Raw genomic sequence first — 23,416 nt, forward strand, 5'->3', positions numbered from 1 at the left:
ACCTCGGTCACTCCGCTTCGCTCCGTTCCCTGGTTCAAATCTCCGCAGACTCGCTCGGTGGTCAGAACGTCCGAACGAGAGAGGTCACTACACGAAATTGTTTCCTGAGAATGCTCGATAGGGGATTTGAACCCCTGTCGGGGGCTCGAAAGGCCCTCATGATTGGCCGGACTACACCAATCGAGCGTTCGCATTCCGAGTGAGTGCACCCGCACTCTTAAATCTCTCTAATCGCGTCGAGTATGGAAGACGGCACCACGCTCCGCCCCCAGCATCCGTGGAGTATCCCGAGGTCGGCTTAGTCGGTGGAGTCCCGTCCGGTGTACCAGGCGAGTCCGGCGGCCGCGAGAAAGACGGTTGCCAGCAGGAACCCACCGCCCGCTGTCGACTGTCCCTCGAATTGCCGGAATATCTGGTACGTAGCGCCGCTCTCGGTGCGAACGAACATCGTCTCCCCGAGGTGGGTGTCGAGGGAGCCGCGGCGGTAGTCGCCGTCGATTCGGACGACCGAGATGCGCTCGACCCCTGCGACGGAAACCGTCCATCCCTGCACATCGACGGGACCGCGGTCGATGACGGTGTGGACGCTGGTGCGGGCGTCCGGCGCGAGCGTGGAAACGTTCGTGGTGCGGTTCGCGGGCGGGTCGTCCGCCTGCCGAGCGAACGCGACGCCGCCGTTGCCCGTCGTGGAGACGGCGACGAGGCTGACGGCGGCGAGCGCCACGAGAACGACGATGACCGCCCGGCGACTGTCTACCATTGAACAAAAGCCCGCGAACGGGCGGTAAGTGTCTTCTGTCGGCCGAACCGTTCGGGAGAAGTTACTTGCCCTGGAAGTCGGGGTCGCGGTCGCCCATGAACGCGGTGACGCCCTCCATGAGGTCGTCGGTGTTCATGAGTTGGCCGAACGCCTGCGCTTCGGCTTCGAGGCCGGCTTCCGTGCTGTCGCGGCCGGCGCGCATCGCGCGCTTCGTGTACTTCTGGGCGAGCGGCGGGCCCTGCGCGAGGTCGCGCGCGAGGTCGAACGCCTCGTCTTCGAGGCTGTCGTTCTGCGTGACCTCGTTCACGAAGCCGTAGGACTCCATCTCGTCGGCTTCGTAGCGGTCGGCGGTGAAGATGATCTCCTTCGCGCGGCCCTCGCCGACGATGTTCTTCAGGCGCTGGGTGCCGCCCCAGCCGGGGAGCAATCCGAGGTTGTGTTCGGGCTGGCCGAACTCGCTGCGCTGGCTGGCGACGCGGAGGTCGGCGCAGGTCGCCATCTCCATGCCGCCGCCGAGGCAGTAGCCGTCGATGCCGGCGACGACCGGGAGGTCGGCTTCTTCGAGTTTGCCGAACGTGGACTGGCCGAGGCGGGAGAGTTCGACGGCGTCGAGCGGGTCCGCGCTGCCGGCCATGGACTGGACGTCCGCGCCGGCGCTGAACGCCTGGTCGCCCGCGCCCGTGATGAGGATGGCGCGCGCGTCCTTGTCGTCCTCGAGCACGTCGACCGCGGTGCCGAGTTCGTCCAGCAGCGTCTCGTTCACCGTGTTCATGCGGTGCGGGCGGTCGAGCGTGATGTGCCCGACGTTCTCCGTCACCTCGATGCTGATGGTGTCGAAGTCCTGCTCGGTCTCATCGCCGCCGTGTTCGGGGTGGAAGCTCTCCTCGCCGTCGGCGAGTTCGACGAGGTAGTCGGCGGGCGCGTAGCGCTCCGCGCCGGTCTCCTCGTGGAGGTCGTCGAGCGTGTCGCGGAGCGTCGCGAGCCCGGTTTCGTCGGCGAGGCGGGCGGGGCCGTCCGGGAAGCCAGCGCCGAGCATCACGGCCTCGTCGATTTCGCCGGGGTCGGCCACGTCGTTCCCGACGAGCTTCGCGACCTCGTTCGCCATCACGGCGGTGAGGCGGAGGCGAACGTCCTCCGAGGACTCGTCGGTCGGGATGTCGGGACCGCCGTCCTCGTAGTCGTAGAATCCCTCTCCGGACTTCTTTCCGAGCGCGTCCGCCTCGACCTTCTCCACGAGGAGCGGACACGGTTCGTACGCCGCCCCGAGCACGTCGTTCATGTACTCGAGCACGTCGAGCGCCACGTCGATGCCGACCTGGTCCGCGAGTTCGAACGACCCCATCGGAAGCCCCATCTCGTACTTCGTCGTGGAGTCGACCTCGGCGATGGTCGCGTCCTCCTCGTGGACTGTCCACGCGGCCTCGTTGAGGAGCGGGACGAGCACGCGGTTCACGATGAACCCGGGGCTGTCCTTCCGGACGCGCACCGGCGTCTTCCCGAACTGGCGCGCGAGGTCCTCGGTCACGTCGAGCACTTCGTCGTCGGTGTGCGCGCCCGAGATGACTTCCACCAACTGCATCCGAATTGGGGGGTTGAAGAAGTGCATCCCGCAGAAGCGCTCGGGGCGCTCCGTCACCTCGGAGAGCTCCGTGATGGAGAGACTGGACGTGTTCGTCGCGAACACCGCGTCCTCCGCGGCGTGGTCCTCCAGCTCCCGGTAGACGTTCTTCTTGATGTCCATTTTCTCCGGGACGGCCTCCACGACGAAGTCAGCCTCGCCGGTCGCGTCCGCCATGTCCACGACGGCGTCCACGCGGTCGAGCGCGCTGTCGGCCTCGTCCTGCGTAATCTGGCCGTTCTCCGCGAGCTTGTCGAGACTCCACTCGATCTGCTCGTAGCCGTTCTGCACGAACTCCTCCTTGATGTCCCGCAGGTTCACGTCGTACCCCGCGAGCGCGGCGACCTCCGCGATGCCGTGGCCCATGCTTCCAGCGCCGAGCACCGCGATGGTGTCGATGTCTTCGATGTCCATATGCGACGACTCACACGGACGCCGATTGAAGGTTTCCCTCCCGCCCGACGTGAACGCAAGACCCGTTTACACGGGTTTTCACGGGGGACGTAACGCCTATTCTCGTCGCCGTCCTTCCACGGGTATGAGCGACCCCCATGACGCCCTTCGAGACGACCCTCATCTCGGTCCGCTGGTCGAGACACACGGCGAACTCACGCTCGACCCCGCCGAGGACTTCTTCGCGCGATTCGTCACCTCAATCATCCGCCAGCAGGTGTCGATGGCGTCCGCGGCCGCCACCCGCGAACGCCTCTTCGACGCCGTCGACGTAACACCCGAGGGCATCCGTGCGGCCGACGACGCCGTCCTGCGGGACGCAGGTCTCTCCCGGCAGAAGACGCGGTACGTGAACAACATCGCGGACGCGTTCGTCGAGAACGACTACAGTACGGAGTTCTTCGCGGGCATGAGCGACGACGACGTGCGCGACGAACTCACGTCCATCACGGGCGTCGGCGAGTGGACCGCGGACATGCAACTCCTCTTCGCGCTCGGCCGCGAGAACGTGTTCCCCGTCGGCGACCTCGGAATCAGGAAGGGCGTGCAGGCGGTGTTCGACGAGGAACTCACCCGCGCGGAGATGCGCGACCGCGCCGAACGCTGGTCGCCGTATCGGAGTTACGCGAGCCTCTACCTCTGGCGCGCCGTCGACGACTGAAACGGAGAACTGACTGCTGTCCTACTCCTCGTCCAGTTCCTCTTCCTCGGCTTCCTCGTCGCCCGTCGTCCGCGTCACGTCGACCTGGTAGTGCTTGAGGATGTCCCGGCCGAGCAGCAGCGGGTACTCCATGTGACCGCGGTCCTCAAGGCTCGCCGCGACGGTGTGGCGGTCGCCGTTCACGCTCACGACGATGTCCACAACGGGCCGCGCCTTTCCCTGCTTCACGCTCCCAGACTTCACCTTCGTCATGCGCTTGATGGGGCCGGCACCGATTTTCGCGGCGAACGACGTGTCGAGGCTCGTGCGTGACGCGCCCGTGTCGGACTTCGCGAGCGTGCGCTCCGTCCCGCTCGTCCCCGAGACGAGGACTTCCTCCGTGTACCCGATGACGCGCTGCTCGGTCGGCTCGCTCGGCGTGCGCGGCGCGCTCGACGGCGTGGACGTGTCGAACTGGCCGCGGAGCCGTTCGACCTCGTCACTGTTCACGCTGCCGCCCGCCCGCTCGACCGCGAGCCGCGCGATGTCCGGCGCGGGACTCGTGCCCGTCGCCTTGAACAGGCCTTTGAAGCCCGCGGTGGGGTTGACTTCGAGGACGTACCAGCCGTCCTCGCCTTCCACGAGGTCCACGCCCGCCATGTCCAGGCCGAGCGTCGTCGCCGCGTCCCGCGCGAGCGCCTCGGCGTCCGCGGGGAGGTCGGCGACGCCCTCCACGTCCCCGCCGAGCGCGACGTTCGTCCGCCAGTCGTTCGCGGGCGCGAACCGCCGCATCGACGCGATGACCTCGCCGTCTATCACGTACACGCGGAGGTCACGGTGGCGGTCCTCGTCCCGGTCGATGAGCTCCTGAAGGAACGCGTACCGCTCGCCGACGCGGGGGTTCACGTCCTCGTCCGCGCCGACCTTCCACGTGCCGCCGCCGTGCGTTCCGATGGCGGTCTTGAACACGGCCTCCTCGCCGAACCGCGGGCGCTCCGCGTTCAAGCGGTCCGCTGACAGCGAGAGGAAGGCATCCGGCACGGACAGCCCCGCGGCCGTGAGGTGCGTGGCGGTCGCGTACTTGTGGAACGCCGTCAGCACGTTCGACGGTTCGTTCAGCATCGGCGTCACGCCCTCCAGCGTGTGCGCGAGCCCGAGCAGTTCCGCCGGCTGCTCCGTGTTCGAGAGCAGGAGGCGGTTCACGACCACGTCCACGTCCGGCTCCAGCGTCACCTCGCCGTCCCGCACGTTCACGGACAGCGTCTCCTCCCGAAGCCACGTCCCCTCGTGGCCGAGCGCCTCTATCGCGTTCAGGATAGCCTTCGTCTCCTTCGAAGTGTGCAGGCTCAGTACCCCCACGTGCACCGATTCGGTCATACACGAACTGACTCGCGGCCGGGCTAAAGGCGTGCCGCATCCTGCTGGGTCGCCAGCACACGTTTTTACGCATCCGGCACCCAGACTCGACAATGACAGACGGGGCGTTCACGTACAACGGCGGCCGGGTCGACCCGGGGGAGACCGCCGACATCCGGTACAGCATCAGCGAGACCTACCTCGGCGACCCCGTCCGCGTCCCCATCACCATCGTCAACGGCCCCTACGACGGCCCCACGGTGTTCCTCTCCGCGGCCGTGCACGGCGACGAACTCAACGGCATCGAGGTCGTGCGGGAGGTCGCGCAGGACTGGCCGCACGACAACCTCCACGGCACGCTCGTCTGCATACCCGTCGTGAACGTCCCCGGGTTCATCGCCCAAGAGCGCTACCTCCCCGTCTACGACCGCGACCTCAACCGCTCGTTTCCCGGGAGCGACACCTCGACGAGCGCGAAACGGATGGCGCACCAGCTGTTCACGAACTTCATCGAACCCTGCGACTACGGCGTCGACTTCCACACGTCGACGCGCGGCCGGTCGAACATGCTCCACGTCCGCGCCAACATGGACGACGAGGACGTGGCGGCGCTCGCACGCGCGTTCGGGTCGAACGTCATCATCGACAGCACCGGCCCCGAGGGAACGCTCCGCCGGGAAGCGAGCGACGCCGGCGCGCCCACCATCACGGTCGAAATGGGGGAAGCCCACCGGTTCCAGCGGCGGTTCATCGACGAAGCGCTCGACGGCGTCGCGAGCGTGCTCGCCCAGTACGGCCTCCACCCCGCCGACCCCGTGGACTGGCCGGGCTGGCGCACCACCATCGAGTCCGGCGAGAAGACGTGGCTGCGCGCGGACGCCGGCGGCATCGTCGAAACCCACTACGCCCACGGCGACCTCGTTCACGAGGGCGACACCGTCTGCACCATCACCAACCCCTTCAAATCCACGCGAGACGAGGTGTCCGCGCCGTTCACCGGCCTTCTCGTCGGCCTGCTGGAGAATCCGGTTGTCTATCCCGGGAACCCGCTCTGTCACCTCGTCGAACTCGACGAACCGACGCGGCGCGCGTACGAACGCGACCGCAACGGAACGATGCCGGAGCGCCCCGCGTAGGATGCGGGGTTAGTAACTTCTATGTGGAGCGGGGTCAGAGATTCACGTGGTATGAGTCAGTCGTACGACCGGGGCCTCATCGAGGACTTCGGCCGATGGCGGGAGTTCTCGGCCGGCATGTGGGCCTGGGTGTTCCATAAGTTCACGGGATGGGTACTCATCGCGTACCTGTTCACGCATATTTCGGTTCTCAGCACGGCGCTTCCGGCGGCGGACGCCTCCGCCGCGGTCATCGCCAACGGCGAGGACATCTACACCCAGACGCTTCACGGCCTCGAAAGCATCGTCATCGTCCGGTTCCTCGAAGTCGGACTGCTCGCGGTCGCCGTTTTCCACATCCTGAACGGCGTTCGCCTGCTTCTCGTGGATCTCGGACTCGGACTCGAACAGCAAGACAAGAGCTTCTACGCCTCGCTCGTCCTCACCGGCGCAATCGTCGTGGCGAGCGTGCCGACGTTCCTCTCGGGGGCATTCTAGCATGGCAGAACGATACTCCTCATTCAGTCGCGGCGGTCTGGCGTGGTTCCTGCAGCGAATCACCGCGGCGTTCCTCGTGGTGACGCTCGCGTTCCACTTCTTCCTCCTGCACTTCTACAACCACGCGCCCGAAATCACGTTCGCGGGCAGCATGGGTCGGATGGAGGTACCGGCGTACTGGCTGACGATGGTGTTGTTCCTCGGAACGGCGACGTTCCACGGCGTCAACGGCGTCTACAACGCACTCGTCAATCAGGGAATCAGCGGCACGCCGAAGCGCGTCGCGAAGTGGGTGCTGGTCGTCGCGGGCGTCGCCCTGTTCGTGCAGGGACTCCGCGTCTCGTTCGCACTCGCCGGAGGTAGTCTACTATGAGCACGCAATCACCGGACACGCAGACGGAGTCGGAGACGGACCCGCAGGCCGAACGTCTCGAACGCAAGGAAGAGCGCGCCGAAGAAGCCGCATCCGCGGCCACCGAGACCGCGGAGGACACGGTCGAACTGAAGGTATTCCGGTACGACCCCGAAATCGCGGACAAACAGGAACCGCGCTTCGACACGTTCCACGTCCCGCGGAAACAGGGGATGACGGTGCTGGACGCGCTGATGCACGCGCGCGACCACTTCGACTCCAGTCTCACCTTCCGGCACTCCTGCCGGCAGGCCGTCTGTGGGTCGGACGCGCTGTTCATCAACGGCAGCCAGCGCCTCGGCTGTCAGACCCAGATTCAGGACCTCAACAACTCGGACACGGTGCGGGTCGAACCGCTCCCGCACGCGGACGTTGTGAAGGACCTCGTCGTGGAGATGGAGCACTTCTACGACCAGATGGAGTCGGTCGAACCCTACTTCAGCCCAGCGGAGGAACCCGAGGGCGAACAGCTCCAGTCCCGCGAGAACCGGGAGAAGATCAAGATGAGCACGCGCTGCATCTGGTGCGGTGCGTGCATGTCCTCCTGTAACATCGCCGCTGGCGACAACGAATACCTCGGTCCCGCGGCCATCAACAAGGCCTACCGGTTCTACTTCGACGACCGCGAAGGCGAGGAACGCCAGCAGGAACGCCTCGAAATCATCGAACAGGAACACGGCGTCTGGCGCTGCCAGACCCAGTTCTCCTGTACCACGGTCTGTCCGAAGGACATCCCGCTCACGGAACACATTCAGGAGCTCAAGCGGGAGGCCGTGAAGAGCAATCTCAAATTCTGGTAAATCATGTACGAACACGACGTACTCGTAGTCGGTGCAGGCGGCGCCGGACTCCGTGCGGCCATCGCGGCCCACGAGGAAGGCGCGGACGTGGCGCTCGTCACGAAACTCCACCCGGTTCGCTCCCACACGGGCGCGGCCGAGGGCGGAATCAACGCCGCATTGCGGAACGGCGACTCGTGGCAGGACCACGCGTACGACACGATGAAGGGGTCGGACTACCTCGGTGACGCCCCCGCGGTGGAGACGCTCGCGCAGGACGCGCCCGAGAACGTCATCGAACTCGAAAACTGGGGGATGCCGTTCAGCCGAGAGGACGACGGTCGCGTCAGCCAGCGGCCGTTCGGCGGCCTCTCCTTCCCCCGCACCACGTACGCGGGCGCGGAGACCGGCCACCACCTCCTTCACACGCTCTACGAACAGGTCGTCAAGCGCGGCATCGAGGTGTACGACGAGTGGTACGTCACGAACCTCGCCGTCACCGACGAGGACGACCCGAACGAACGGGACTGCCACGGCATCGTCGGCTACGACGTGCAGACCGGCGAACTCGCTGGCTTCCGCGCGAACGACGGCGTCATCCTCGCGACTGGCGGGATGGGGCAGGTGTTCGACCACACCACGAACGCGGTCGCGAACACCGGCGACGGCGTCGCGATGGCGTACCGCGCCGGCGTCCCGATGGAGGACATGGAGTTCATTCAGTTCCACCCGACCACGCTCCCCTCCACGGGCGTCCTCATCAGCGAGGGTGTGCGCGGCGAGGGCGGCATCCTCTACAACTCAGAGGGTGAACGGTTCATGTTCGAGTACGGGTACGCGACCAACGACGGCGAACTCGCCAGCCGCGACGTCGTCGCACGCGCCGAACTCACCGAAGTGAACGAGGGACGCGGGTTCGAGGACGAGTACGTGATGCTCGACATGCGTCACCTCGGCGAGGAACGCATCCTCGACCGCCTCGAAAACATCCTCCACCTCGCGGAGGACTTCGAGGGCGTCGACGGTCTCGAAGAACCGATGCCGGTCAAGCCCGGCCACCACTACGCGATGGGCGGCATCGAAACGGACGAACACGGCCAGACCTGCATCGACGGCCTGTACGCCGTCGGCGAATGTGCGTGCGTGAGCGTGCACGGCGGGAACCGCCTCGGCGGGAACGCCCTCCCCGAACTCATCGTGTTCGGGAAGCGCGCCGGCTCGCACGCCGCCGGCCGCGACTTCGGCGAACCCAAGATTCAGACCGGGAAACCCACGAACCCCGAGCTCGAAGACCTCGACACCACGGCTTCCCTCGGAACCGTGAACGACGACGAAGCCGCCGCGGACGGCGGACTCGCCGCCGAAGACCCCGAAACCGTCGTGGGCGCCACCGTCGAACGCGAGGACGAACGCATCACGCGCCTCCTCGAAAAGGACGAAGGCACCCAGCACGCCGAAATCCGCGCCGACATCCAGAAGACGATGACCGCGAACGTCAACGTCTTCCGGGAGGAAGGCGCTCTCAAAGAAACGCTCCACGACATCCGGGACGCCCGCGAACGCTACGAGGACGTGTACGTCGCCGACAAATCCAGGACGTTCAACACCGACCTCCAGCACACCCTCGAAACCCGGAACATCCTCGATATCGCCGAAGCCCTCACCATGGGCGCGCTCGCCCGCGACGAATTCCGCGGCGCACACTGGCGCAAGGAACATCAGGAGCGCAAGGACGACGAGTGGCTCAAACACACGATGGTCTCCTGGAACGACGGCCAGCCCGAACTCTGGTACCGTCCCGTCATCCTCGACGGCGAAAACAAGACCTACGAGCCGAAAGAACGGTCCTACTAACGGACTTTTTTACTCAGCGGGTCGCCGGAGGCGACCGCTTGAGTAAAAACCTCCACTAAAAATGCTCGCTCGCTCCGCGAGCGAGTGAATCGCGGCGCGACGCGCCGCGAACGCTCTTCCGACTCCATTATTCGTACTCCGAGCATTCAAGTAGGAAGCCGCGGCCAGCGGTCGGTATGTCCTGAGTGGTGGGGCGTGTCGGGCCGCGAAATTCGGGGACGGCCGACGCGCTCGTGGGAGTCTCCGTGTTCGCCCTAGAACGTCTGCGCGCCGTCCTCAGTGACCACGCGGTTGAGGAGACGCATCGGCGTCTCGTCGTACGACGGGTTGGCGACCTCGAACCCTTCGGGGGGTTCGCGGATAACCTCGCTCTCAGTGCGGAACTCGTTCTCGAACCGGAACCCGCCTCCGTCCACGATTTTCGCGCTCGACCCCGCGACGGTCACGGGCGTGTCCGTGTCGCTCGCGGTCGCGCAGAGCGGGTACGTGCCGACGCGGTTGTAGAGCGTGTCGTCCACGATGCAGTCCATCCCGACGACCACCTGGTCGCAGTCGTCGAGATAGTAGCCTGCGGCACCGTCCACGATGAGCGTCGGGCTGACGCGGTCGATTTCGGCGAGCACGCGCGCCGCTTTCCGCCCGAGGTGGCGCGGACGGGCTTCGGTGACGTACACGTCGAGGTACGCGCCGTCTTCCGCCGCGAGTTCGATTGCTTCCAAGACGGTGGTCGAGTAGTCGTGGGTCAGGATGGTCGCGCCGTCGTCGAGCGTCTCCGCGACGTGCTCGGCGGCCGCGTGTTTCGCGGACTCGACGCGTTCGACCACGCGGTCGACTGCCTCGCCGGTCACCTGCTTCGCGTCCGCGACCGACTCGAGGTCGGCGTCTCGAACCGCGTTCACGATTTCTCGCTGTGTCGTGACGAGACTCGCGTGCGAGGGACTGGCGCGCCGGAGCGCGCGGCTGTTCCGCTCCAGCGCCCGCACGTACTCCTCCACGGTCGGGAACTCTTGCTCGTCGAGCTCGCAGAGCGCTCGCGCGGCCTTCACGGCGACGACCGAGGAGGAGTGCGTTCGCATCTCCCGAATCTCCTCGGCGGTCTCGTCTATCATACTCGGGGCGTCGCCGCCGCGGGGGAAATGCGTTTCGCCCCACGGCTCGTCCCTTGCGTATGGCCGACGTGACGTACTACTGTCCGCGCTGCGAGACGCTCGCGACCGTCGAACGAGACGCCTACCTCGCCGACAAGTCGGTGACGCCGTATCCACTGGAGGGTTGGTCGTACGACCCACCGAGTGCGCTCCCGCACGCGGACGCCGACGGCGTTCGGTTCGTCTGCGGGGAGAGCGACGGCGTCGACTGGAGCGAGGACGGCTGTGGGGAGCCGTTCTACCTGAACTTCGTCCGGCACGACGAGGGTCGAGAAATCGACTCCGAACCCGCGTCGGAGTACGTCGAACTCAACGTCCGGCCGAGCGAGCCACGCGGCCCGCAGGGCCCGGGCGGCCCTACCCCTTGATGTTGCAGACGGGGAACGTCCGCGCGACCTTGTCGCCGATGCCGAGTTCGTCCGAGACGCGGATGACTTCGTCCACGTCCTTGTAGACGCCGGGCGCTTCCTCCGCGATGGTCTCGCCGCTCTGCGCTTTCACGTAGATGCGGTCGTGTTCTTCCAGTCCCGTCTGAACGTCGTCGGCGTCGAACTGCTGTTTCGCCCGCGTGCGACTCATCAAGCGGCCCGCGCCGTGTGCGGTGGAGCCGAACGTCACGTCGAGGGAGTCCGCGCCGCCGCGGAGGACGTAGCTTCCCGCGCCCATGCTTCCGGGGATGATGACTGGCTGTCCGACGTCGCGGTACGCGGGCGGGACTTCCTCGCGGCCGGCGGGGAACGCGCGCGTCGCGCCCTTCCGGTGGACGTAGAGGTCGCGTTCCTCGCCGTTCACGGTGTGTGTCTCGCGTTTCGCAATGTTGTGCGCCACGTCGTAGAGCAGGTCCATTTCGAGGTCCTCCCACGTGGTGTCGAACACGTCGGCGAACACCTCGCGGGTCTGGTGCATGATGAGTTGGCGGTTCACCCACGCGAAGTTGATGGCGGCGCACATCGCGCCGTAGTACTCGTCCGCGAGCGCGCTGCCGGCGGGCGCGGCGGCGAGGTTCTTGTCGGGGAGGCTGTCGAGGAAGTCCGGGTGTTCGTCCTCGATGCGCCGCAGGTAGTCCGAACAGACTTGGTGGCCGAGGCCGCGCGACCCGCAGTGAATGAGAACGACGATCTGGTCCGCTTCGAGGCCGTAGGCGTCCGCTACGTCCGCGCGGAAGATGTCGGTGACGCGCTGGACTTCGAGGAAGTGGTTTCCGGAGCCGAGGCTTCCGATCTGGTTCGCGCCGCGGTCCTTCGCCTTCTGGCTCACCGCGCTCGGGTCGGCGTCCAGCCGCCGGCCCTCGTCCTCGCAGTGCTCGAGGTCGTCGGGCACCGCGTACCCCTCGCGGAGCGCCCACTCCATGCCGTCCTCTAGAATCCCTTCGACGGCGCTGTGACTGGACTCCACGACGCCACCGCCGCCGAGGCCCGTCGGAACGGCGTCGAACAGCGCGTCCACCAGTTCTTCCTCGCGGCCCTGCACGTCGTCGTAGGTGAGGTTCGTCTTCACCATGCGGACGCCGCAGTTGATGTCGAAACCGACTCCTCCGGGACTGATGCAGCCGCTTTCGGCGTCCATGGCGGCGACGCCGCCGACGGGGAAGCCGTAGCCTTGGTGGCCGTCCGGCATGCAGAGCGCGTGTTTGACGACGCCGGGGAGGTGGGTGACGTTCGCTATCTGGTCGAGCGTGTCGTCGTCCTTGATGTGTTCGAGGAGTGCTTCGCTGGCGAGGACGCGGGCGGGGACGGTCATTCCGTCCTCTTGGGGGAGTTCCCAGACGTGTTCGCGGACGCGTTCGAGAGTGACGCCGTCGGCGTCGAACGTGGTCATATCGTTCGATGGGGCCGGGACGGAAGAATACGTTTCGTCTATACGTCGAAGACGACGTACGCCCGCCAGCCGTCGCGGGTCTCCGCTATCTCCATCTCGGAGTATGTGACGGCTTTCAGGTCGCGGGCGTGCACGTCCCGCAGGGGGACGCCGCGAGCGCTCGCGGTGAGCTGGTAGCCGTCGGCGGTTTCGGTGACGGTGGCGGTGTTGTCGACGGGGAGAACGCCGCGCACGTCGCGTTCGTAGATGAGCGTGTCGAGGTAGTCGTAGAGCAGTCTATCCCGAGACGTTGCGGTCTCCGCGAGCTCGAAGCGCTCGCCGTTCGCGGGGACGTCCTCGCACATCGCGGCCGCCATGCCGTCCGCGGCGGCGGCGAACGCGTCGCCGAGCGTCTCCCCGGTGGCTTCGACGGCGATGTCGGCGGTGTGTTCGCGGAGTTCGTACATCTACTCGTCGTCTGAGAGCGCATCCGACATGTCGCTTCCGGTGAGCCGAGAGAGCTCCTCTTGGGAGAGGCCGTCGGTCTCGTCGCCGGCGACGGCGACGCCCGTGGTGACGACGGCGCGCATCCCTTCCTCGACGGTCATGTCGACGTCCATCACGCGGTCTTCGGGGATGTGCGCGAGGAATCCGCCCATCACGGGGTTCGGGGCGAGCGGGAGGAAGAGCGTGCGGAGGGTGTCGTCGCCGACGGCGTTCCGCAGCGGTTTCGGGGTGCGCGTGGTCTCGAACCCGAGCGTGTACGTGCCCTCGTGGGGGTACTCGACGATTTTCACGTCCTGGAAGTTGTTCGCGTCGGATTCGAGCATCACGTCGCTCATCTGTCGGAAGCTCTTGTACACCGCGCCGATACCGGGGACGCGTTCGACGAGTTTGTCGAAGTACGCGATGGCTGTCTTCCCGTACGAGAACGAGGCGGTGAATCCGACGGCGAAGATGACGGCGACGAGCAGGACGACGGCGGTGAGTTCGATGAGGAGTGAGGACGCGAACGGCGCGAAGTCCGCCTGAATCATCGCCTCACGGACCGGCCGAAGCATGTCCTTGAACACGCCGATGGCGGCGGTGAGCACGTAGAGCGTGATGAGGAGCGGGATGATGACGGCGACGCCGGTGAGCGCGGCTTCCCGGACCTTCGAGTACGCGTTCTCCCCGGCTTCTTGCACGCGGTCCGGCGGCGGCATTGAATCGGCGGACATACGTCCCCGTCAACGCCGGGCGCCGATGAAAGGATTGCGGGCGGGGACGATTGCGGCAGGGGGACGGTGGAATTATATTCGCGTGCGGCGTACGCGGGGGTAGTGAGCGTCACCGTCGAGAAGCGCGTCGTTCCGCGGGGCGACGACGACTACCTTCAGGAAGCGTGGGAGTTGAAGGAGGCGATTCGGGAGGACGAGTCGCTCCTGAAGCAGCGGTGGCGGTTCTTCGCGGACGCCTACGAGCGCGCGACCGTGTACGCGTACGTCGCGGGCGACGACACGCTCGTCGGGTTCGCGGCGGCCCGCCGGGACGGCTACATTCTCTTCCTCGCGGTGTCCCCCGAGTATCGCGGCGAGGGGTTCGGCGAGCGTCTCGTCGCGGCGGTCGCGGAGGACGCGGAGACCGTGTCCTGTCACGCCCGCGCGTCGAACGAGAACGCGCTCGCGTTCTACAAACACCTCGGGTTCGAAGTGGAGCGCCGCATCGACAACTACTACGAGGACGGCGGCACGGCGTACTACCTCCGACTCGGGGAGCGCGGGAAGTTCCGGGATAAACTCAGCGAGTTCCTGCGGCGGTAACGACACGTCTTTTACCGCGGCCGCGGTAGGGTTCGAGAAGCATGGAGGAGCGGACGCGAGCCTACTTGCGGGGGCGGTTCCGGGACTACTACCGGAACGCGAGCCTGTCGCCGCCGCCGGGCGCGGACGACCGCGAGTGGGGCTACATCCCGTGGACGTCGGGGCCGGACACGACGATGGTCCGGCACAAGTCCCTGCTCGACCTCGGCGACCTCGAGGAGTTCGTGCGCCGGGAGCGCCCGCGCCACGTCTACTTCTCCGCGGGCTACTACGACGAACCGTCCGCGAGCTCGATGGACGAGAAGACCTGGCGGGAGTCCGACCTCATCTTCGATTTAGACGCCGACCATTTGCCGAACGTAACACTCGGGGAGGACTCCTACGGCGAGATGCTCGCGAAGTGCAAGGACGCGCTCTACCGCCTCCTCGACTTCCTTGACAACGATTTCGGATTCGACGACCTCGAACTCGTATTCTCCGGCGGCCGCGGGTACCACGTCCACGTCCGCGACCCCAGTATTCGAGGGTTGGAGCGCGAGCAGCGCCGCGAGGTCGTGGACTACGTGCTTGGGAACGGCCTCGAACTCGACTCGCTCGTTCGGGAGGAAACGGTGAGCGGCGTCGGGCTGAAGAACCCGACGACGAAGCGCACGCTCCCGACCGACGGCGGCTGGGGGCGGCGAGCAGTCGACCACATCGGTTCGTTCGTGGACGACCTCCTCGACCTCGACGAGGAGGAGGCTATCTATCGGTTGCAGACGTTCGACGGTATCGGCGAGAAGTCCGCGCAGGCCATCTACAACGTCGTCGAGAACAACACCGCGGAAGTCAAGCGCGGGAACGTGGACGTCCACCCGGCGTTCCTGACGCTCGCGCGGAAGCTCGTCGCTGAGACGGTGGCCGAGCAGCAGGCCGCTATCGACGAGCCCGTGACGACGGACACGCACCGCCTGATTCGGTTCCCGGGCACGCTCCACGGCGGCAGCGGCCTCGTCGTTCAGCGGCTCTCCCGGGACGAACTGGACGACTTCGACCCGCTCAAGGACGCGGTTCCGGAGACGTTCGTCGGCCACGACATCACCGTGGAACCGACGAGAGAGTACGAGTTCTCCTTGCTCGGCGAAACGTTTAGTGTGGAGCCGGGCGTGGTGTCGCTACCGGAGTACGCGGGCGTCTTCCTGATGGCCCGCGGGTGGGCGGAGAAAGGCCAAGAATGAACTTAGAAGACCTGCGCGCGGTGCGCTCGCGCGAACGTTCCTCGGACAGCCTCCAGGACCTCCGCGACTCCTTCTACGAGGAGGTCGCCGATTACATCCAGGAGCGAAAGGACGAGCGCGAGCGCGCGGCCGCTGAGGCCGACGACCCGTTCGCGTCGTCGGAGGTGCAGACGCTCACCGACGAGATTGAGACGGCGGAGCAGGTGTCTGAAGCCATCTACGAGCGCCGGATGGGAAAGCTCGTGAAGCAGGCGAGCCTCGCGGCCGCCGGGATGACCGGTAACACGGAGGGTTTGACGAACGAGGAGCGCCGGCTGTACGAGGACCTCGTCGCCCGCATCGAGGAGAACAAGTCCCACGTCCTCGACGTGCTCGCCGGCGAAGCCGACGCTCACGATGAATCGGCGGGCGGCGGCGCTAGTCCCGACCCGATCGACGCGGCTCACGCGAACCCCGAACCGGACACTGTGTCGGACTCGAGTGACGAGGCGCTCACACCGGACGAACCGGACGAGTCGAGCGCCGCGGCGGCGATGGGAAGCGACCTCGACACGCCCGACGAGTCCCCGGACGCCGCGCCATCGACGGCCGCAGGCGACGACGCGGCCGCGGACGACGGTACGGCCGAGAACGATAGCATCGAGGACGAAGCGGAGCGGACGACAGTCCGCATCACGCGGGACGTGGGGGACGTGTTCGGCGTGGACGAGCGCCAGTACTCGCTCGAAGCGGAGGACGTCGTCGTGTTGCCGTCGGAGAACGCGAAACCGCTCGTGGAGAAGGACGCGGCGGAAGAACTCTAGAACGTCGTCAGTTCGCCCTCGATGACGCGCTCGGTGATGTCCGTGACGTGTTCGAGGTGGTGGTCGATGCGCTCGCGGACTTCGCCCTCGATCTCTTCGATGTCGGTGTCCTCGGTGGTGACGAGGTGCGCGTCGGCGACGTGCGGTTCGTCGATGGGGCGACCGATCTGACTGAGGAGGCGGATGCGGAGGTCGCGGATGCCGTCGACCTTGTGCACCACGTCGTGCGCGATTTCGGTGGAGAGGAGGTTGTAGATCTTCCCGATGTGGTTCACGGGGTTCTTGCCGGAGGTGGCTTCCATGCTCATCGACCGGTTCGGCGTGATGAGGCCGTTCGCGCGGTTCCCGCGACCCACGCTGCCGTCGTCGCCCTGTTCGGCGCTGGTGCCGGTGGTGGTGAGGTAGATGGAGCCGTCTTCGTAGTCGTCGGCGGTGTTGACGTGCACGGTCACGTCGCGGTCGGTGTGTTCGGCGGCGAGGTCGGTGACGTACTCGCGGATGGACTCGACTTCGCTCTTGTAGGCGTCCATGTCGGGGACGTGTTCGTCCACGAGCGCGGCGGCGACGGTGAGGTCTATCTGGTCGCCCTCGCGTTTCCCCATGACTTTCACGTCCTGGCCGAGCGCGGGGTTTTCGTCGTGGTACTCGGTGTTGAGGCGGTACTCGGTCTGGTGGACGAGCGTCTCGGTCTCGGTGAGCGGGGCGTGGCCGACGCCGAAGCTGGTGTCGTTCGCCATCGGTACGGCCTTCCCTTCCTCGCCGAAGACGGTCTGAAGGTCGCCGCTGCCTTCGCCGAGTTTTACGTCGACGATGACGTCGGTTTCGAGGTCCAACGCGGGCAGGGTTTCGCGGAGGTAGTCGCGGGCGGCGTCGAGCGCGATGGCGTCCACGGGGATGTGTTTGCCCTCGTACTTTTTCGTGGCGCGGCCGACGATGAGGACGTAGATTGGTTCGATGACTTCGCCGCCGCCGAACGCGGGCGCGGCGCTGCCGGCGACGAGCTGCGTCTCGTCCGTGTTGTAGTGGAGGACTTTGCCGACGCGGTCGAGGTAGGCTTGCGCGAGCGCCTGAGAGACGCGCTCGGCGATGCCGTCACAGATGGAGTCGGGGTGGCCGAGGCCCTTTCGCTCCACGATTTCGACTTCCTCGTCTTCGACCGCGTCCCTGTCGATGGGGCGGACGCGAATATTGCGCTTCGTCATTACCCGAGATACCCGACAGCCGTTCCTATAACTTGCGGAAACGACCGACCCTCCGAATATTCCTCGTGGTTATTCGAGGAGGAGGCCGAGGTAGGACGTTCGGAGTTGGTCGTCCGGGTCGAGACCGAGGTCGCGGAGCACGCCGTACGCGCGTTCTCTGGCGTCGGGAATGTCCGCCTCCGACTCGACTTCGAGTTCGACCTCGACGTACTCACCAAGATTCGTCACGTCGTCAAGCGTCACTGTCACGCCGTCGAGCGCGTAGTACGACCGGACCTTCCGGACGCGCGCGGCCTCCGTGAACCCGACTCCGTCGAGCACCGCCCGCAGCTCGTCGCCCGACTCGACGCCGGTTTCGTGTTCCTCGCGCGTCTTCGACTCGTCGTCCACGAGCGGGCCCTTGTACGTCACGCGGGAGTCCGCGCCGTTGAGCGCCTCCCCGGGGGCCTCTCCCTCGCGAACCGTCGCCTGCTCGCGCACGCGCAGCGCCTCGTCCGTCTCCGCGAAGTCGCGGTGGGGCGCGTCGAAGTACGTGTCCTCCTGCACCACCGTCTCCCCCGCAGTCGCGTCCCGGGCGTCGAGTTCGCGCCGCACGCGCTCGTGGTCCGCCGCCACCTTCGCTTCGACCTCGTACATACTCGTGCTCGCGGCCGGGCCGCCGAAAGCCTGCCGACTCCGGACGGCTCCGGAGGGCTATACGCGCCACATAGCAGGGTTCTTCCTGATTCCGCGGCCTTCCACGCGTGTCGTGACTCACACCACGCGCCCCGCCGGCACCGGTGACGCGATTCCCCCGCTGCGCGCACAGACGGTGCGTTCCACGGGCGAACCCGCGCGCTGCACGGTCTCCCCCGTCGACGCGAGCGAGGAGGAGCGCACCACCGCCTGGCTGACGGTGAACGAGTCGGTCATCCTCTCGCTCGACGAGTTCCGGTAACGCACCGGAACCGTGCTTCTTAAGGATGGAACGGCAGTCCATTGGGGTATGAGCGACGAACCTGAGGCCGACACGGCCGACGAATCCGCGGAAGGACTGCAGGACGGCGACTTCATCAAGCTCGCCTACACCGCCCGCACCGTCGAAGGCGGGGAACTCGTCGACACGACTGACGAGGAGATCGCGGAGGAGGAAGGCGTCGACACCGACGAACAGGAGTTCGCGCCCCGCACCATCATCCTCGGCGAGGGTCACATCTTCGAACCCGTCGAGGACGACATCATCGGCAAGAACGTCGGTGACGAGGGCAGCATCGTCGTCGAGTCGCCGTTCGGCGAGTACGACGAGGACCAGGTCCGCACCGTGAAGTCCGACAAGATCCCCGAGGACTCCCGGTACCCCGGCGCGCACGTCGACATCGACGGCGAGCACGGTCACGTCGAAACCATCGTCGGCGGCCGCGCCCGCGTCGACTTCAACCACGCGCTCGCCGGCCAAGACGTCGAGTACGAGTACGAAATACTCGGCGAGGTCACGGACCGCCTGGAGAAGGCCCAGGGCCTCCTCTCGATGTACTTCGACGTCGAACTCGACATGCACCTCGAAACGGACGAGGTCGAGGAAGAAGTCGAGACCGAAACGGAGACGGTCGAGAAGGAGACGCTCTACATCGACCAGAACCCCCAGCTCCAGTTCAATCAGCAGTGGATGATGGGGAAGCAGCAGATCCTCCAGCAGGTCATCGACCAGCTCGACATCGACCGCGTCATCGTTCAGGAAGTCATCGACGGCTCCGGCATGGGCGGCATGATGGGCGGCATGGGCGGCATGATGGGCGGCGGCGCTGGCGGCGAGGACCTCGGCGACATCGAGGACGCGCTCGAAGACGCCGACGTCGACGCCGACGAAATCGCGGAAGAGCTCGAAGCCGAAGAACTAGAAGAGTAAGCGAAGCCCCCGGCTGCACGAACGAGCGATTCCGCGGCCGCGATTTTCCGTTTATTTTCTCGGTGAGCGGTGCGGCTGGAGTGTGGCGGCGAGGTGGTCGTAGGCGGCGGTTGCGTCCGGGTGCGTGAGCGGGTGTTCGACGGGTGGAATCGCGACGGCGTGGTCGGTGTCGAGCGTGTCGGTGAGTCCGTCGGGGACGGTTCCGTGTCGGGTGACGGCGAGGCCGGCTATTCGTGCACCGACGGCGCGCGCCAGTTCGGCGGTTTTGAGGGCGTCCTCGATTGATTCGCGGTCGTGGGTGGTGACGAGGATGGCGCTGTCGGCGCGGCGGAGCGGGTCGACGGCGTCGGGGCCTGCGCCGGCGGGGCAGTCGACGAGCACGGGGCCGCGCCGTCGAGCGGGGAGCACGTCGCCGATGGGTCGGCCGTCGCGGTTCGCCACCACGTCGATACCCGTGAGTCCCGCGGCGTCGGCGGTGATGGCGAGGTTCGGCATATCGCGGTCTCCGTCGACGACGGTTGGGCGGCGGCGCTGGCGGGCGTACGCGGCCGAGAGGCCGAGCGTCGTCGTGGTCTTTCCCGTTCCGCCCTTTCCGCCGGTGACGGCGAGCACGTCCCGGAGTGTGTCGGCTTCGCATTTCAACTCCGGGTCGGGAGATTCAAGGTAGCGGCGCACCCCCTACTCGGTGATGCGTCACGACCACTTGCTGACCGCGAAACAACTCTCGCGCGCCGACATCGAGGCCGTGCTCGACCGCGCGAGCGAGTTCGCGGCCGACCCCGCGGCGTTCCGGGAGCGACATCCAGAGTTGTTGCTCGCCCTATGCTTCTTCGAGCCGAGCACGCGCACGAAGATGAGTTTCGAGACCGCGGCGAAGCGCCTCGGCGGCGACATCGTCGACATGGGGAGCGTGGAGTCGTCGTCGGTGAAGAAGGGCGAATCGCTCGCGGACACGGTGCGCGTCATCGAGGGATACGCGGACGCCATCGTCCTCCGCCACCCGAAACAGGGCGCGGCCCAGCTCGCGAGCGAGTACGTGGACGTGCCCGTGGTGAACGCGGGGGACGGCGCGGGCCACCACCCGAGCCAGACGCTCCTCGACCTCTACACCATCCGGGAGAAAGCCGGACTGGACGACCTCTCCATCGGCATCCTCGGCGACCTGAAGTACGGCCGGACGGTGCACTCGCTCGCGCACGCGCTGACGAAGTTCGACGCCCGCCAGCACTTCATCAGCCCCGAGTCCCTCAAACTCCCGCGGAGCGTCCGCTACGACCTCCACGAGGCCGGCGCGAACGTCCGCGAACACGAGAGCCTGGACGACGTGCTGCCGAACCTCGACGTGCTGTACGTCACGCGCATCCAGCGCGAGCGTTTTCCCGACGAGGAAGAGTACCGGAAAGTCGCCGGAAAGTACAGTATCGACGCCGAGACGCTCGCGCGCGCCCGGGACGACCTCTCCATCATGCATCCGCTCCCGCGCGTGGACGAGATTGCGCCCGAACTCGACGACACTGAGCACGCGACCTACTTCAGTCAGGCGCACAACGGCGTTCCCGTCCGAATGGCCCTCCTCGACTCCCTGCTATGACAGACACCGAACTCCGCGTCAGCAAGATCCGAAACGGCACCGTTATCGACCACGTGAACGCGGGCGAAGCCCTGCACGTCCTCGCGCTCCTCGACATCGACGGCTCCGGCGGCGAAGCCGTGAGCCTCGGGATGAACGTCCCGAGTCAGACGATGGGGAAGAAGGACGTTGTGAAGGTCGAAGGAAGGGAGTTGAGTCAGAACGAACTCGACGTGCTGTCGCTCATCGCGCCGGACGCGACCATCAACATCATCCGGGAGTACGAGGTCGCGGAGAAGAAGCGCGTCGAACCCCCGGAGACCGTCGACGGCGTGCTCGCGTGCCCGAACCCGGACTGCATCACGAACGCGGGCGAGCCCGTCCGGCCGCGCTTCGACGTGCTCTCGGAGGGCGTGCGCTGTGCGTACTGCGAGACCATCGTCCGCGACGACCTGACGGACCACCTGGTCGCGTAAGCCCCAACACTAAGAGGGATGGCCGTCTACTGTCAGGTATGGCACGCAAACTCCTGAAGGCCGGTATTGCCCTCATCCTGCTCTACGTCGCCGTGAAGTTCCTCACGGGGAGCGACGACGGCGAGGAAGCCGTCGACCGCATCGACTAACGAACCACTTACCCCTCCTGCCGCCCTCCCTCTCTTTATGTACGGCGTCGTCACGCGGAACGCCGAGGAACTGGACTGGCCGGAGTTCGACCGCGGGTTCTACGAGGTGAAGGACGTCACCGGCCGCCACACCGACCCCGTGGAGAACGGCGTGAACATGGTGTCGTGTTTCGGCGACACCGCCACCGCCGAGACCGACCCCGACCTCGTCCCCGTGGACGCCGACGGCAACGAGGCGACGAAGGAGCGCACGTACTTCGACTGGGGGTACGTCTGCCCGAGCGCCGGTCACTACAAGAACGGCCTCATAGAGGTCATCGAGGCCTGTACCAACGCTAACGACGACGTGCGCCTCGACGACGTGGGATTCCCCCGCGACGGCTACTGTCACTGCGAGCGCTGTGAAGAGGCGTTTGATGAGTGGGTGGAGCAACGCTCCACCGAACAGTCGAGCGGTGACGGAACGGAACCGAGAGACAGTGACCACGAGAACTGGTACGACTGGCGTGCGTCCGTCATCACGGAGTTCGTCGCCGAAGTCCGCGACCGCGTCCCCGGCGACCTCTACTTCACGCTCTACCCCGACCCCTACCCCGGACACCTCTACGAGCGCGCCGGCCTCGACATCGACGCCCTCAGCGAGTACGTGGACGAGTTCGTCGTCCCGCTCTACGACACGAACTACGGCACCACGTACTGGCTCGAAACCATCGCCTCCGGCTTCCAGACCCTCCTTGACACGCCGTTCAGCGTCGAACTCTACGCCGTCGACATCGATATCGACAACCTCCTCCACGCCACCGAAGTCGCCGAGGAGTACGCAAAAGACGTGTTCTTCGGGTACCAGGCGGGGAACGCGAGAGCGGCGCTCCGCCGCATCGACGCCGAAACCCGGGACGGCGTCGAGTTCGGCGCGGAGTAGTCAGGCGAGTACGCGGTTGCGCCACTGTTCGAGGTCGTCTCTGTCTCGGGTGTCGTCGGGGAGGTCGTGGAACCACTGGGCGGCGCTGATTTCGTCGTCGGGGTCGCTGATTTCGGGTTCCGTGCAGTCGGTGGCGTCGGCGGCGAAAACGGGGAGGACGCCCCGGGTCTCGTAGGGGCCGGAGCGGACGGTGATTCGGGTAACCATTGCGAGGCCGCAGTAGTCTGCGTCGACGCCGGCTTCCTCGTCGAGTTCGCGTTCGGCGGCTTCCCGGTAGGTCTCGTCGGTTTCGACGCCGCCGCCGGGGAGCACCCAGAGGTCGACGCCGTCGTGGCGGACGAGCAGGAGTTCGCCGGACGGCCGGTAGACGATGGTGTGCGCGCCGAACGGCGCACCCGTCTCCTCGATGCGTTCCGCGAGTGTTCGAAAGCGGTTGCGGCCGACGTGGCGGGTGCGGGAGAACTCTACGAAGTCGTCGTGCGTGTCGCTGATGCGATGGTAGGCGCGTTCGGCGGTCTGTTCCGCGCGCTGCGCGAGGAACCACGTGTCGTCAATCGGCATTGCGCGGCGGTTCGTGCGTCTGTCTCCGATGGCGATGCGGCGTGCGCGTGGCGTGAGTGGGGAGTATCATGCGATTATATTGACGACAATGCGGCATAACGTTTCTGTCGGGGCGAACCGGGGGGCTTTTGGCCGGGCCGCGGGAATCCAGGAATATGAGCTTCGAAGAAGGTGACGCGGTCGTTCTGCACGACGAGCACAGCGACTACGACGGCGAGACGGGCGAAATCACGCAGAAGGTCGAGACGATGTTCGGCGACGCGAACTACACGGTGTCCTTCGACGACGGCCAGGAGGCCGGCGTTCCCGAGGACAGCCTCGAAGCTGCCGAAGAGACAGAAGAGTAGAGACGACGCGCGCCGTCGCGGAGGACGGCGTTTTTATCCTGCGACCCCGTAT

At 66.4% G+C, this 23,416-nt stretch carries 27 protein-coding genes and 1 tRNA gene; 16 read left to right on the forward strand and 12 right to left on the reverse strand.

Annotated elements, in window-relative coordinates; genetic code table 11:
* Positions 1-111 precede the first annotated feature (111 nt).
* The 3 genes from ACOZ4O_RS12040 to ACOZ4O_RS12050 form a co-directional block, all read right to left on the reverse strand.
* Positions 112-186 (reverse strand) — tRNA-Glu (locus ACOZ4O_RS12040).
* 112 nt (positions 187-298) lie between these two features.
* Positions 299-760 carry a hypothetical protein gene (locus ACOZ4O_RS12045; protein ID WP_424525551.1) on the reverse strand — a complete coding sequence of 154 codons (462 nt, stop codon included), beginning with the start codon at positions 758-760 and terminating at the stop codon, positions 299-301.
* 61 nt (positions 761-821) lie between these two features.
* Positions 822-2,792, reverse strand: a complete 1,971-nt coding sequence (locus ACOZ4O_RS12050) for a 3-hydroxyacyl-CoA dehydrogenase NAD-binding domain-containing protein (protein WP_424525552.1) — start codon at positions 2,790-2,792, stop codon at positions 822-824.
* A gap of 124 nt (positions 2,793-2,916) precedes the next feature.
* Here ACOZ4O_RS12050 and ACOZ4O_RS12055 point away from each other — a divergent pair, with 124 nt between their 5' ends.
* Positions 2,917-3,492 carry a DNA-3-methyladenine glycosylase family protein gene (locus tag ACOZ4O_RS12055; protein ID WP_424525553.1) on the forward strand — a complete coding sequence of 192 codons (576 nt, stop codon included), beginning with the start codon at positions 2,917-2,919 and terminating at the stop codon, positions 3,490-3,492.
* 21 nt (positions 3,493-3,513) lie between these two features.
* Here ACOZ4O_RS12055 and ACOZ4O_RS12060 read toward each other — a convergent pair whose 3' ends face one another.
* Positions 3,514-4,848, reverse strand: a complete 1,335-nt coding sequence (locus ACOZ4O_RS12060) for a RimK/LysX family protein (RefSeq protein WP_424525554.1) — start codon at positions 4,846-4,848, stop codon at positions 3,514-3,516.
* A gap of 92 nt (positions 4,849-4,940) precedes the next feature.
* On the opposite strand from ACOZ4O_RS12060, the gene ACOZ4O_RS12065 reads away from it, so the two are divergent.
* From ACOZ4O_RS12065 to ACOZ4O_RS12085, 5 genes are read left to right on the forward strand one after another with little or no spacing between them, the layout of a single operon-like run.
* Complete coding sequence (locus tag ACOZ4O_RS12065) at positions 4,941-5,963, forward strand: succinylglutamate desuccinylase/aspartoacylase family protein (protein ID WP_424525555.1); 1,023 nt, start codon at positions 4,941-4,943, stop codon at positions 5,961-5,963.
* A gap of 51 nt (positions 5,964-6,014) precedes the next feature.
* Entirely contained in the window at positions 6,015-6,440 is a 426-nt protein-coding gene (gene sdhC, locus ACOZ4O_RS12070) for a succinate dehydrogenase, cytochrome b556 subunit (protein ID WP_424525556.1), read from the forward strand.
* Position 6,441: 1 nt separating this feature from the next.
* The gene (locus tag ACOZ4O_RS12075; RefSeq protein ID WP_424525557.1) at positions 6,442-6,813 is read left to right on the forward strand and encodes a succinate dehydrogenase hydrophobic membrane anchor subunit; all 372 of its coding nucleotides are present in this window, start codon (positions 6,442-6,444) and stop codon (positions 6,811-6,813) included.
* Positions 6,810-7,652, forward strand: coding sequence for a succinate dehydrogenase/fumarate reductase iron-sulfur subunit (locus ACOZ4O_RS12080; RefSeq protein WP_424525558.1), 843 nt, complete (start codon positions 6,810-6,812; stop codon positions 7,650-7,652). The genes ACOZ4O_RS12075 and ACOZ4O_RS12080 overlap by 4 nt, the downstream gene beginning before the upstream one ends.
* 3 nt (positions 7,653-7,655) lie before the next feature.
* Positions 7,656-9,485 (forward strand): FAD-binding protein, encoded by a 1,830-nt coding sequence (locus ACOZ4O_RS12085; RefSeq protein ID WP_424525559.1) that lies wholly within the window; start codon positions 7,656-7,658, stop codon positions 9,483-9,485.
* Positions 9,486-9,739: 254 nt separating this feature from the next.
* Here ACOZ4O_RS12085 and ACOZ4O_RS12090 read toward each other — a convergent pair whose 3' ends face one another.
* A complete protein-coding gene (locus ACOZ4O_RS12090) occupies positions 9,740-10,594 on the reverse strand; it encodes a translation initiation factor eIF-2B (RefSeq protein ID WP_424525560.1) in 855 nt (284 codons plus the stop codon).
* Between the two features lie 59 nt (positions 10,595-10,653).
* Between ACOZ4O_RS12090 and ACOZ4O_RS12095 the strand changes: the two genes are divergently transcribed.
* Positions 10,654-11,001 carry a hypothetical protein gene (locus tag ACOZ4O_RS12095; protein WP_424525561.1) on the forward strand — a complete coding sequence of 116 codons (348 nt, stop codon included), beginning with the start codon at positions 10,654-10,656 and terminating at the stop codon, positions 10,999-11,001.
* Here the strand turns inward: ACOZ4O_RS12095 and ACOZ4O_RS12100 are convergent.
* The 3 genes from ACOZ4O_RS12100 to ACOZ4O_RS12110 are packed head-to-tail and all read right to left on the reverse strand — an operon-like array spanning position 10,991 to position 13,650.
* The gene (locus ACOZ4O_RS12100; RefSeq protein ID WP_424525562.1) at positions 10,991-12,451 is read right to left on the reverse strand and encodes an RtcB family protein; all 1,461 of its coding nucleotides are present in this window, start codon (positions 12,449-12,451) and stop codon (positions 10,991-10,993) included. The genes ACOZ4O_RS12095 and ACOZ4O_RS12100 overlap by 11 nt on opposite strands.
* A 38-nt stretch (positions 12,452-12,489) precedes the next feature.
* Positions 12,490-12,897 carry an archease gene (locus ACOZ4O_RS12105; RefSeq protein WP_424525563.1) on the reverse strand — a complete coding sequence of 136 codons (408 nt, stop codon included), beginning with the start codon at positions 12,895-12,897 and terminating at the stop codon, positions 12,490-12,492.
* On the reverse strand, positions 12,898-13,650 hold the full coding sequence (locus ACOZ4O_RS12110; RefSeq protein ID WP_424525564.1) for a DUF502 domain-containing protein: 753 nt from the start codon (positions 13,648-13,650) through the stop codon (positions 12,898-12,900). It lies immediately after the preceding gene.
* Between the two features lie 102 nt (positions 13,651-13,752).
* Between ACOZ4O_RS12110 and ACOZ4O_RS12115 the strand changes: the two genes are divergently transcribed.
* The 3 genes from ACOZ4O_RS12115 to ACOZ4O_RS12125 are packed head-to-tail and all read left to right on the forward strand — an operon-like array spanning position 13,753 to position 16,252.
* Positions 13,753-14,232, forward strand: a complete 480-nt coding sequence (locus ACOZ4O_RS12115; RefSeq protein ID WP_424525566.1) for a GNAT family N-acetyltransferase — start codon at positions 13,753-13,755, stop codon at positions 14,230-14,232.
* 41 nt (positions 14,233-14,273) lie between these two features.
* A complete protein-coding gene (gene priS, locus ACOZ4O_RS12120) occupies positions 14,274-15,449 on the forward strand; it encodes a DNA primase small subunit PriS (RefSeq protein WP_424525568.1) in 1,176 nt (391 codons plus the stop codon).
* Positions 15,446-16,252 carry a hypothetical protein gene (locus tag ACOZ4O_RS12125; RefSeq protein WP_424525570.1) on the forward strand — a complete coding sequence of 269 codons (807 nt, stop codon included), beginning with the start codon at positions 15,446-15,448 and terminating at the stop codon, positions 16,250-16,252. Before priS ends, ACOZ4O_RS12125 begins: the two co-directional genes overlap by 4 nt.
* Here the strand turns inward: ACOZ4O_RS12125 and ACOZ4O_RS12130 are convergent.
* Together ACOZ4O_RS12130 and cyaB are read right to left on the reverse strand one after the other, a co-directional pair.
* The gene (locus ACOZ4O_RS12130) at positions 16,249-17,454 is read right to left on the reverse strand and encodes a methionine adenosyltransferase (protein WP_424525572.1); all 1,206 of its coding nucleotides are present in this window, start codon (positions 17,452-17,454) and stop codon (positions 16,249-16,251) included. The two genes, ACOZ4O_RS12125 and ACOZ4O_RS12130, sit on opposite strands and share 4 nt — an antisense overlap.
* A gap of 69 nt (positions 17,455-17,523) precedes the next feature.
* Complete coding sequence (gene cyaB, locus ACOZ4O_RS12135; protein WP_424525574.1) at positions 17,524-18,090, reverse strand: class IV adenylate cyclase; 567 nt, start codon at positions 18,088-18,090, stop codon at positions 17,524-17,526.
* Positions 18,091-18,202: 112 nt separating this feature from the next.
* On the opposite strand from cyaB, the gene ACOZ4O_RS12140 reads away from it, so the two are divergent.
* Together ACOZ4O_RS12140 and ACOZ4O_RS12145 are read left to right on the forward strand one after the other, a co-directional pair.
* Positions 18,203-18,391 (forward strand): DUF7511 domain-containing protein, encoded by a 189-nt coding sequence (locus ACOZ4O_RS12140; protein ID WP_424525576.1) that lies wholly within the window; start codon positions 18,203-18,205, stop codon positions 18,389-18,391.
* Between the two features lie 48 nt (positions 18,392-18,439).
* Positions 18,440-19,339: an FKBP-type peptidyl-prolyl cis-trans isomerase gene (locus ACOZ4O_RS12145; RefSeq protein WP_424525578.1), complete on the forward strand. Its 900-nt coding sequence runs from the start codon at positions 18,440-18,442 to the stop codon at positions 19,337-19,339.
* 51 nt (positions 19,340-19,390) lie between these two features.
* Here ACOZ4O_RS12145 and ACOZ4O_RS12150 read toward each other — a convergent pair whose 3' ends face one another.
* Positions 19,391-19,981: a MinD/ParA family ATP-binding protein gene (locus ACOZ4O_RS12150; protein WP_424525580.1), complete on the reverse strand. Its 591-nt coding sequence runs from the start codon at positions 19,979-19,981 to the stop codon at positions 19,391-19,393.
* Positions 19,982-20,027: 46 nt separating this feature from the next.
* On the opposite strand from ACOZ4O_RS12150, the gene pyrB reads away from it, so the two are divergent.
* From pyrB to ACOZ4O_RS12165, 3 genes are all read left to right on the forward strand, one after another.
* The gene (gene pyrB / locus ACOZ4O_RS12155; RefSeq protein ID WP_424525582.1) at positions 20,028-20,930 is read left to right on the forward strand and encodes an aspartate carbamoyltransferase; all 903 of its coding nucleotides are present in this window, start codon (positions 20,028-20,030) and stop codon (positions 20,928-20,930) included.
* Positions 20,927-21,385 (forward strand): aspartate carbamoyltransferase regulatory subunit, encoded by a 459-nt coding sequence (gene pyrI / locus ACOZ4O_RS12160; protein ID WP_424525584.1) that lies wholly within the window; start codon positions 20,927-20,929, stop codon positions 21,383-21,385. Before pyrB ends, pyrI begins: the two co-directional genes overlap by 4 nt.
* A 186-nt stretch (positions 21,386-21,571) precedes the next feature.
* Complete coding sequence (locus ACOZ4O_RS12165; RefSeq protein ID WP_424525586.1) at positions 21,572-22,456, forward strand: hypothetical protein; 885 nt, start codon at positions 21,572-21,574, stop codon at positions 22,454-22,456.
* Here the strand turns inward: ACOZ4O_RS12165 and ACOZ4O_RS12170 are convergent, their stop codons facing one another.
* Positions 22,457-23,017, reverse strand: coding sequence for an NUDIX hydrolase (locus ACOZ4O_RS12170; RefSeq protein ID WP_424525588.1), 561 nt, complete (start codon positions 23,015-23,017; stop codon positions 22,457-22,459).
* 155 nt (positions 23,018-23,172) lie between these two features.
* On the opposite strand from ACOZ4O_RS12170, the gene ACOZ4O_RS12175 reads away from it, so the two are divergent.
* Positions 23,173-23,364, forward strand: a complete 192-nt coding sequence (locus tag ACOZ4O_RS12175) for a DUF1918 domain-containing protein (protein WP_424525590.1) — start codon at positions 23,173-23,175, stop codon at positions 23,362-23,364.
* Positions 23,365-23,416: the final 52 nt, after the last annotated feature.

Source organism: Salarchaeum japonicum, from assembly GCF_049705945.1.
In the GTDB taxonomy this organism is placed as follows: Archaea; Halobacteriota; Halobacteria; order Halobacteriales; family Halobacteriaceae; genus Salarchaeum; species Salarchaeum japonicum_A.

Coding starts and splice junctions, on each gene's coding strand:
- ACOZ4O_RS12145 (WP_424525578.1), top strand. CDS start 18,440: ATGAGCGACGAACCTGAGGCCGACACGGCCGACGAATCCGCGGAAGGA.
- ACOZ4O_RS12085 (WP_424525559.1), top strand. CDS start 7,656: ATGTACGAACACGACGTACTCGTAGTCGGTGCAGGCGGCGCCGGACTC.
- cyaB (WP_424525574.1), bottom strand. CDS start 18,090: ATGTACGAGGTCGAAGCGAAGGTGGCGGCGGACCACGAGCGCGTGCGG.
- ACOZ4O_RS12095 (WP_424525561.1), top strand. CDS start 10,654: ATGGCCGACGTGACGTACTACTGTCCGCGCTGCGAGACGCTCGCGACC.
- priS (WP_424525568.1), top strand. CDS start 14,274: ATGGAGGAGCGGACGCGAGCCTACTTGCGGGGGCGGTTCCGGGACTAC.
- ACOZ4O_RS12080 (WP_424525558.1), top strand. CDS start 6,810: ATGAGCACGCAATCACCGGACACGCAGACGGAGTCGGAGACGGACCCG.
- ACOZ4O_RS12075 (WP_424525557.1), top strand. CDS start 6,442: ATGGCAGAACGATACTCCTCATTCAGTCGCGGCGGTCTGGCGTGGTTC.
- sdhC (WP_424525556.1), top strand. CDS start 6,015: ATGAGTCAGTCGTACGACCGGGGCCTCATCGAGGACTTCGGCCGATGG.
- ACOZ4O_RS12090 (WP_424525560.1), bottom strand. CDS start 10,594: ATGATAGACGAGACCGCCGAGGAGATTCGGGAGATGCGAACGCACTCC.
- ACOZ4O_RS12125 (WP_424525570.1), top strand. CDS start 15,446: ATGAACTTAGAAGACCTGCGCGCGGTGCGCTCGCGCGAACGTTCCTCG.
- ACOZ4O_RS12105 (WP_424525563.1), bottom strand. CDS start 12,897: ATGTACGAACTCCGCGAACACACCGCCGACATCGCCGTCGAAGCCACC.
- ACOZ4O_RS12050 (WP_424525552.1), bottom strand. CDS start 2,792: ATGGACATCGAAGACATCGACACCATCGCGGTGCTCGGCGCTGGAAGC.
- ACOZ4O_RS12055 (WP_424525553.1), top strand. CDS start 2,917: ATGAGCGACCCCCATGACGCCCTTCGAGACGACCCTCATCTCGGTCCG.
- ACOZ4O_RS12165 (WP_424525586.1), top strand. CDS start 21,572: ATGTACGGCGTCGTCACGCGGAACGCCGAGGAACTGGACTGGCCGGAG.
- ACOZ4O_RS12065 (WP_424525555.1), top strand. CDS start 4,941: ATGACAGACGGGGCGTTCACGTACAACGGCGGCCGGGTCGACCCGGGG.
- ACOZ4O_RS12045 (WP_424525551.1), bottom strand. CDS start 760: ATGGTAGACAGTCGCCGGGCGGTCATCGTCGTTCTCGTGGCGCTCGCC.
- ACOZ4O_RS12100 (WP_424525562.1), bottom strand. CDS start 12,451: ATGACCACGTTCGACGCCGACGGCGTCACTCTCGAACGCGTCCGCGAA.
- pyrI (WP_424525584.1), top strand. CDS start 20,927: ATGACAGACACCGAACTCCGCGTCAGCAAGATCCGAAACGGCACCGTT.
- ACOZ4O_RS12130 (WP_424525572.1), bottom strand. CDS start 17,454: ATGACGAAGCGCAATATTCGCGTCCGCCCCATCGACAGGGACGCGGTC.
- ACOZ4O_RS12175 (WP_424525590.1), top strand. CDS start 23,173: ATGAGCTTCGAAGAAGGTGACGCGGTCGTTCTGCACGACGAGCACAGC.
- ACOZ4O_RS12060 (WP_424525554.1), bottom strand. CDS start 4,848: ATGACCGAATCGGTGCACGTGGGGGTACTGAGCCTGCACACTTCGAAG.
- ACOZ4O_RS12110 (WP_424525564.1), bottom strand. CDS start 13,650: ATGTCCGCCGATTCAATGCCGCCGCCGGACCGCGTGCAAGAAGCCGGG.
- ACOZ4O_RS12170 (WP_424525588.1), bottom strand. CDS start 23,017: ATGCCGATTGACGACACGTGGTTCCTCGCGCAGCGCGCGGAACAGACC.
- pyrB (WP_424525582.1), top strand. CDS start 20,028: ATGCGTCACGACCACTTGCTGACCGCGAAACAACTCTCGCGCGCCGAC.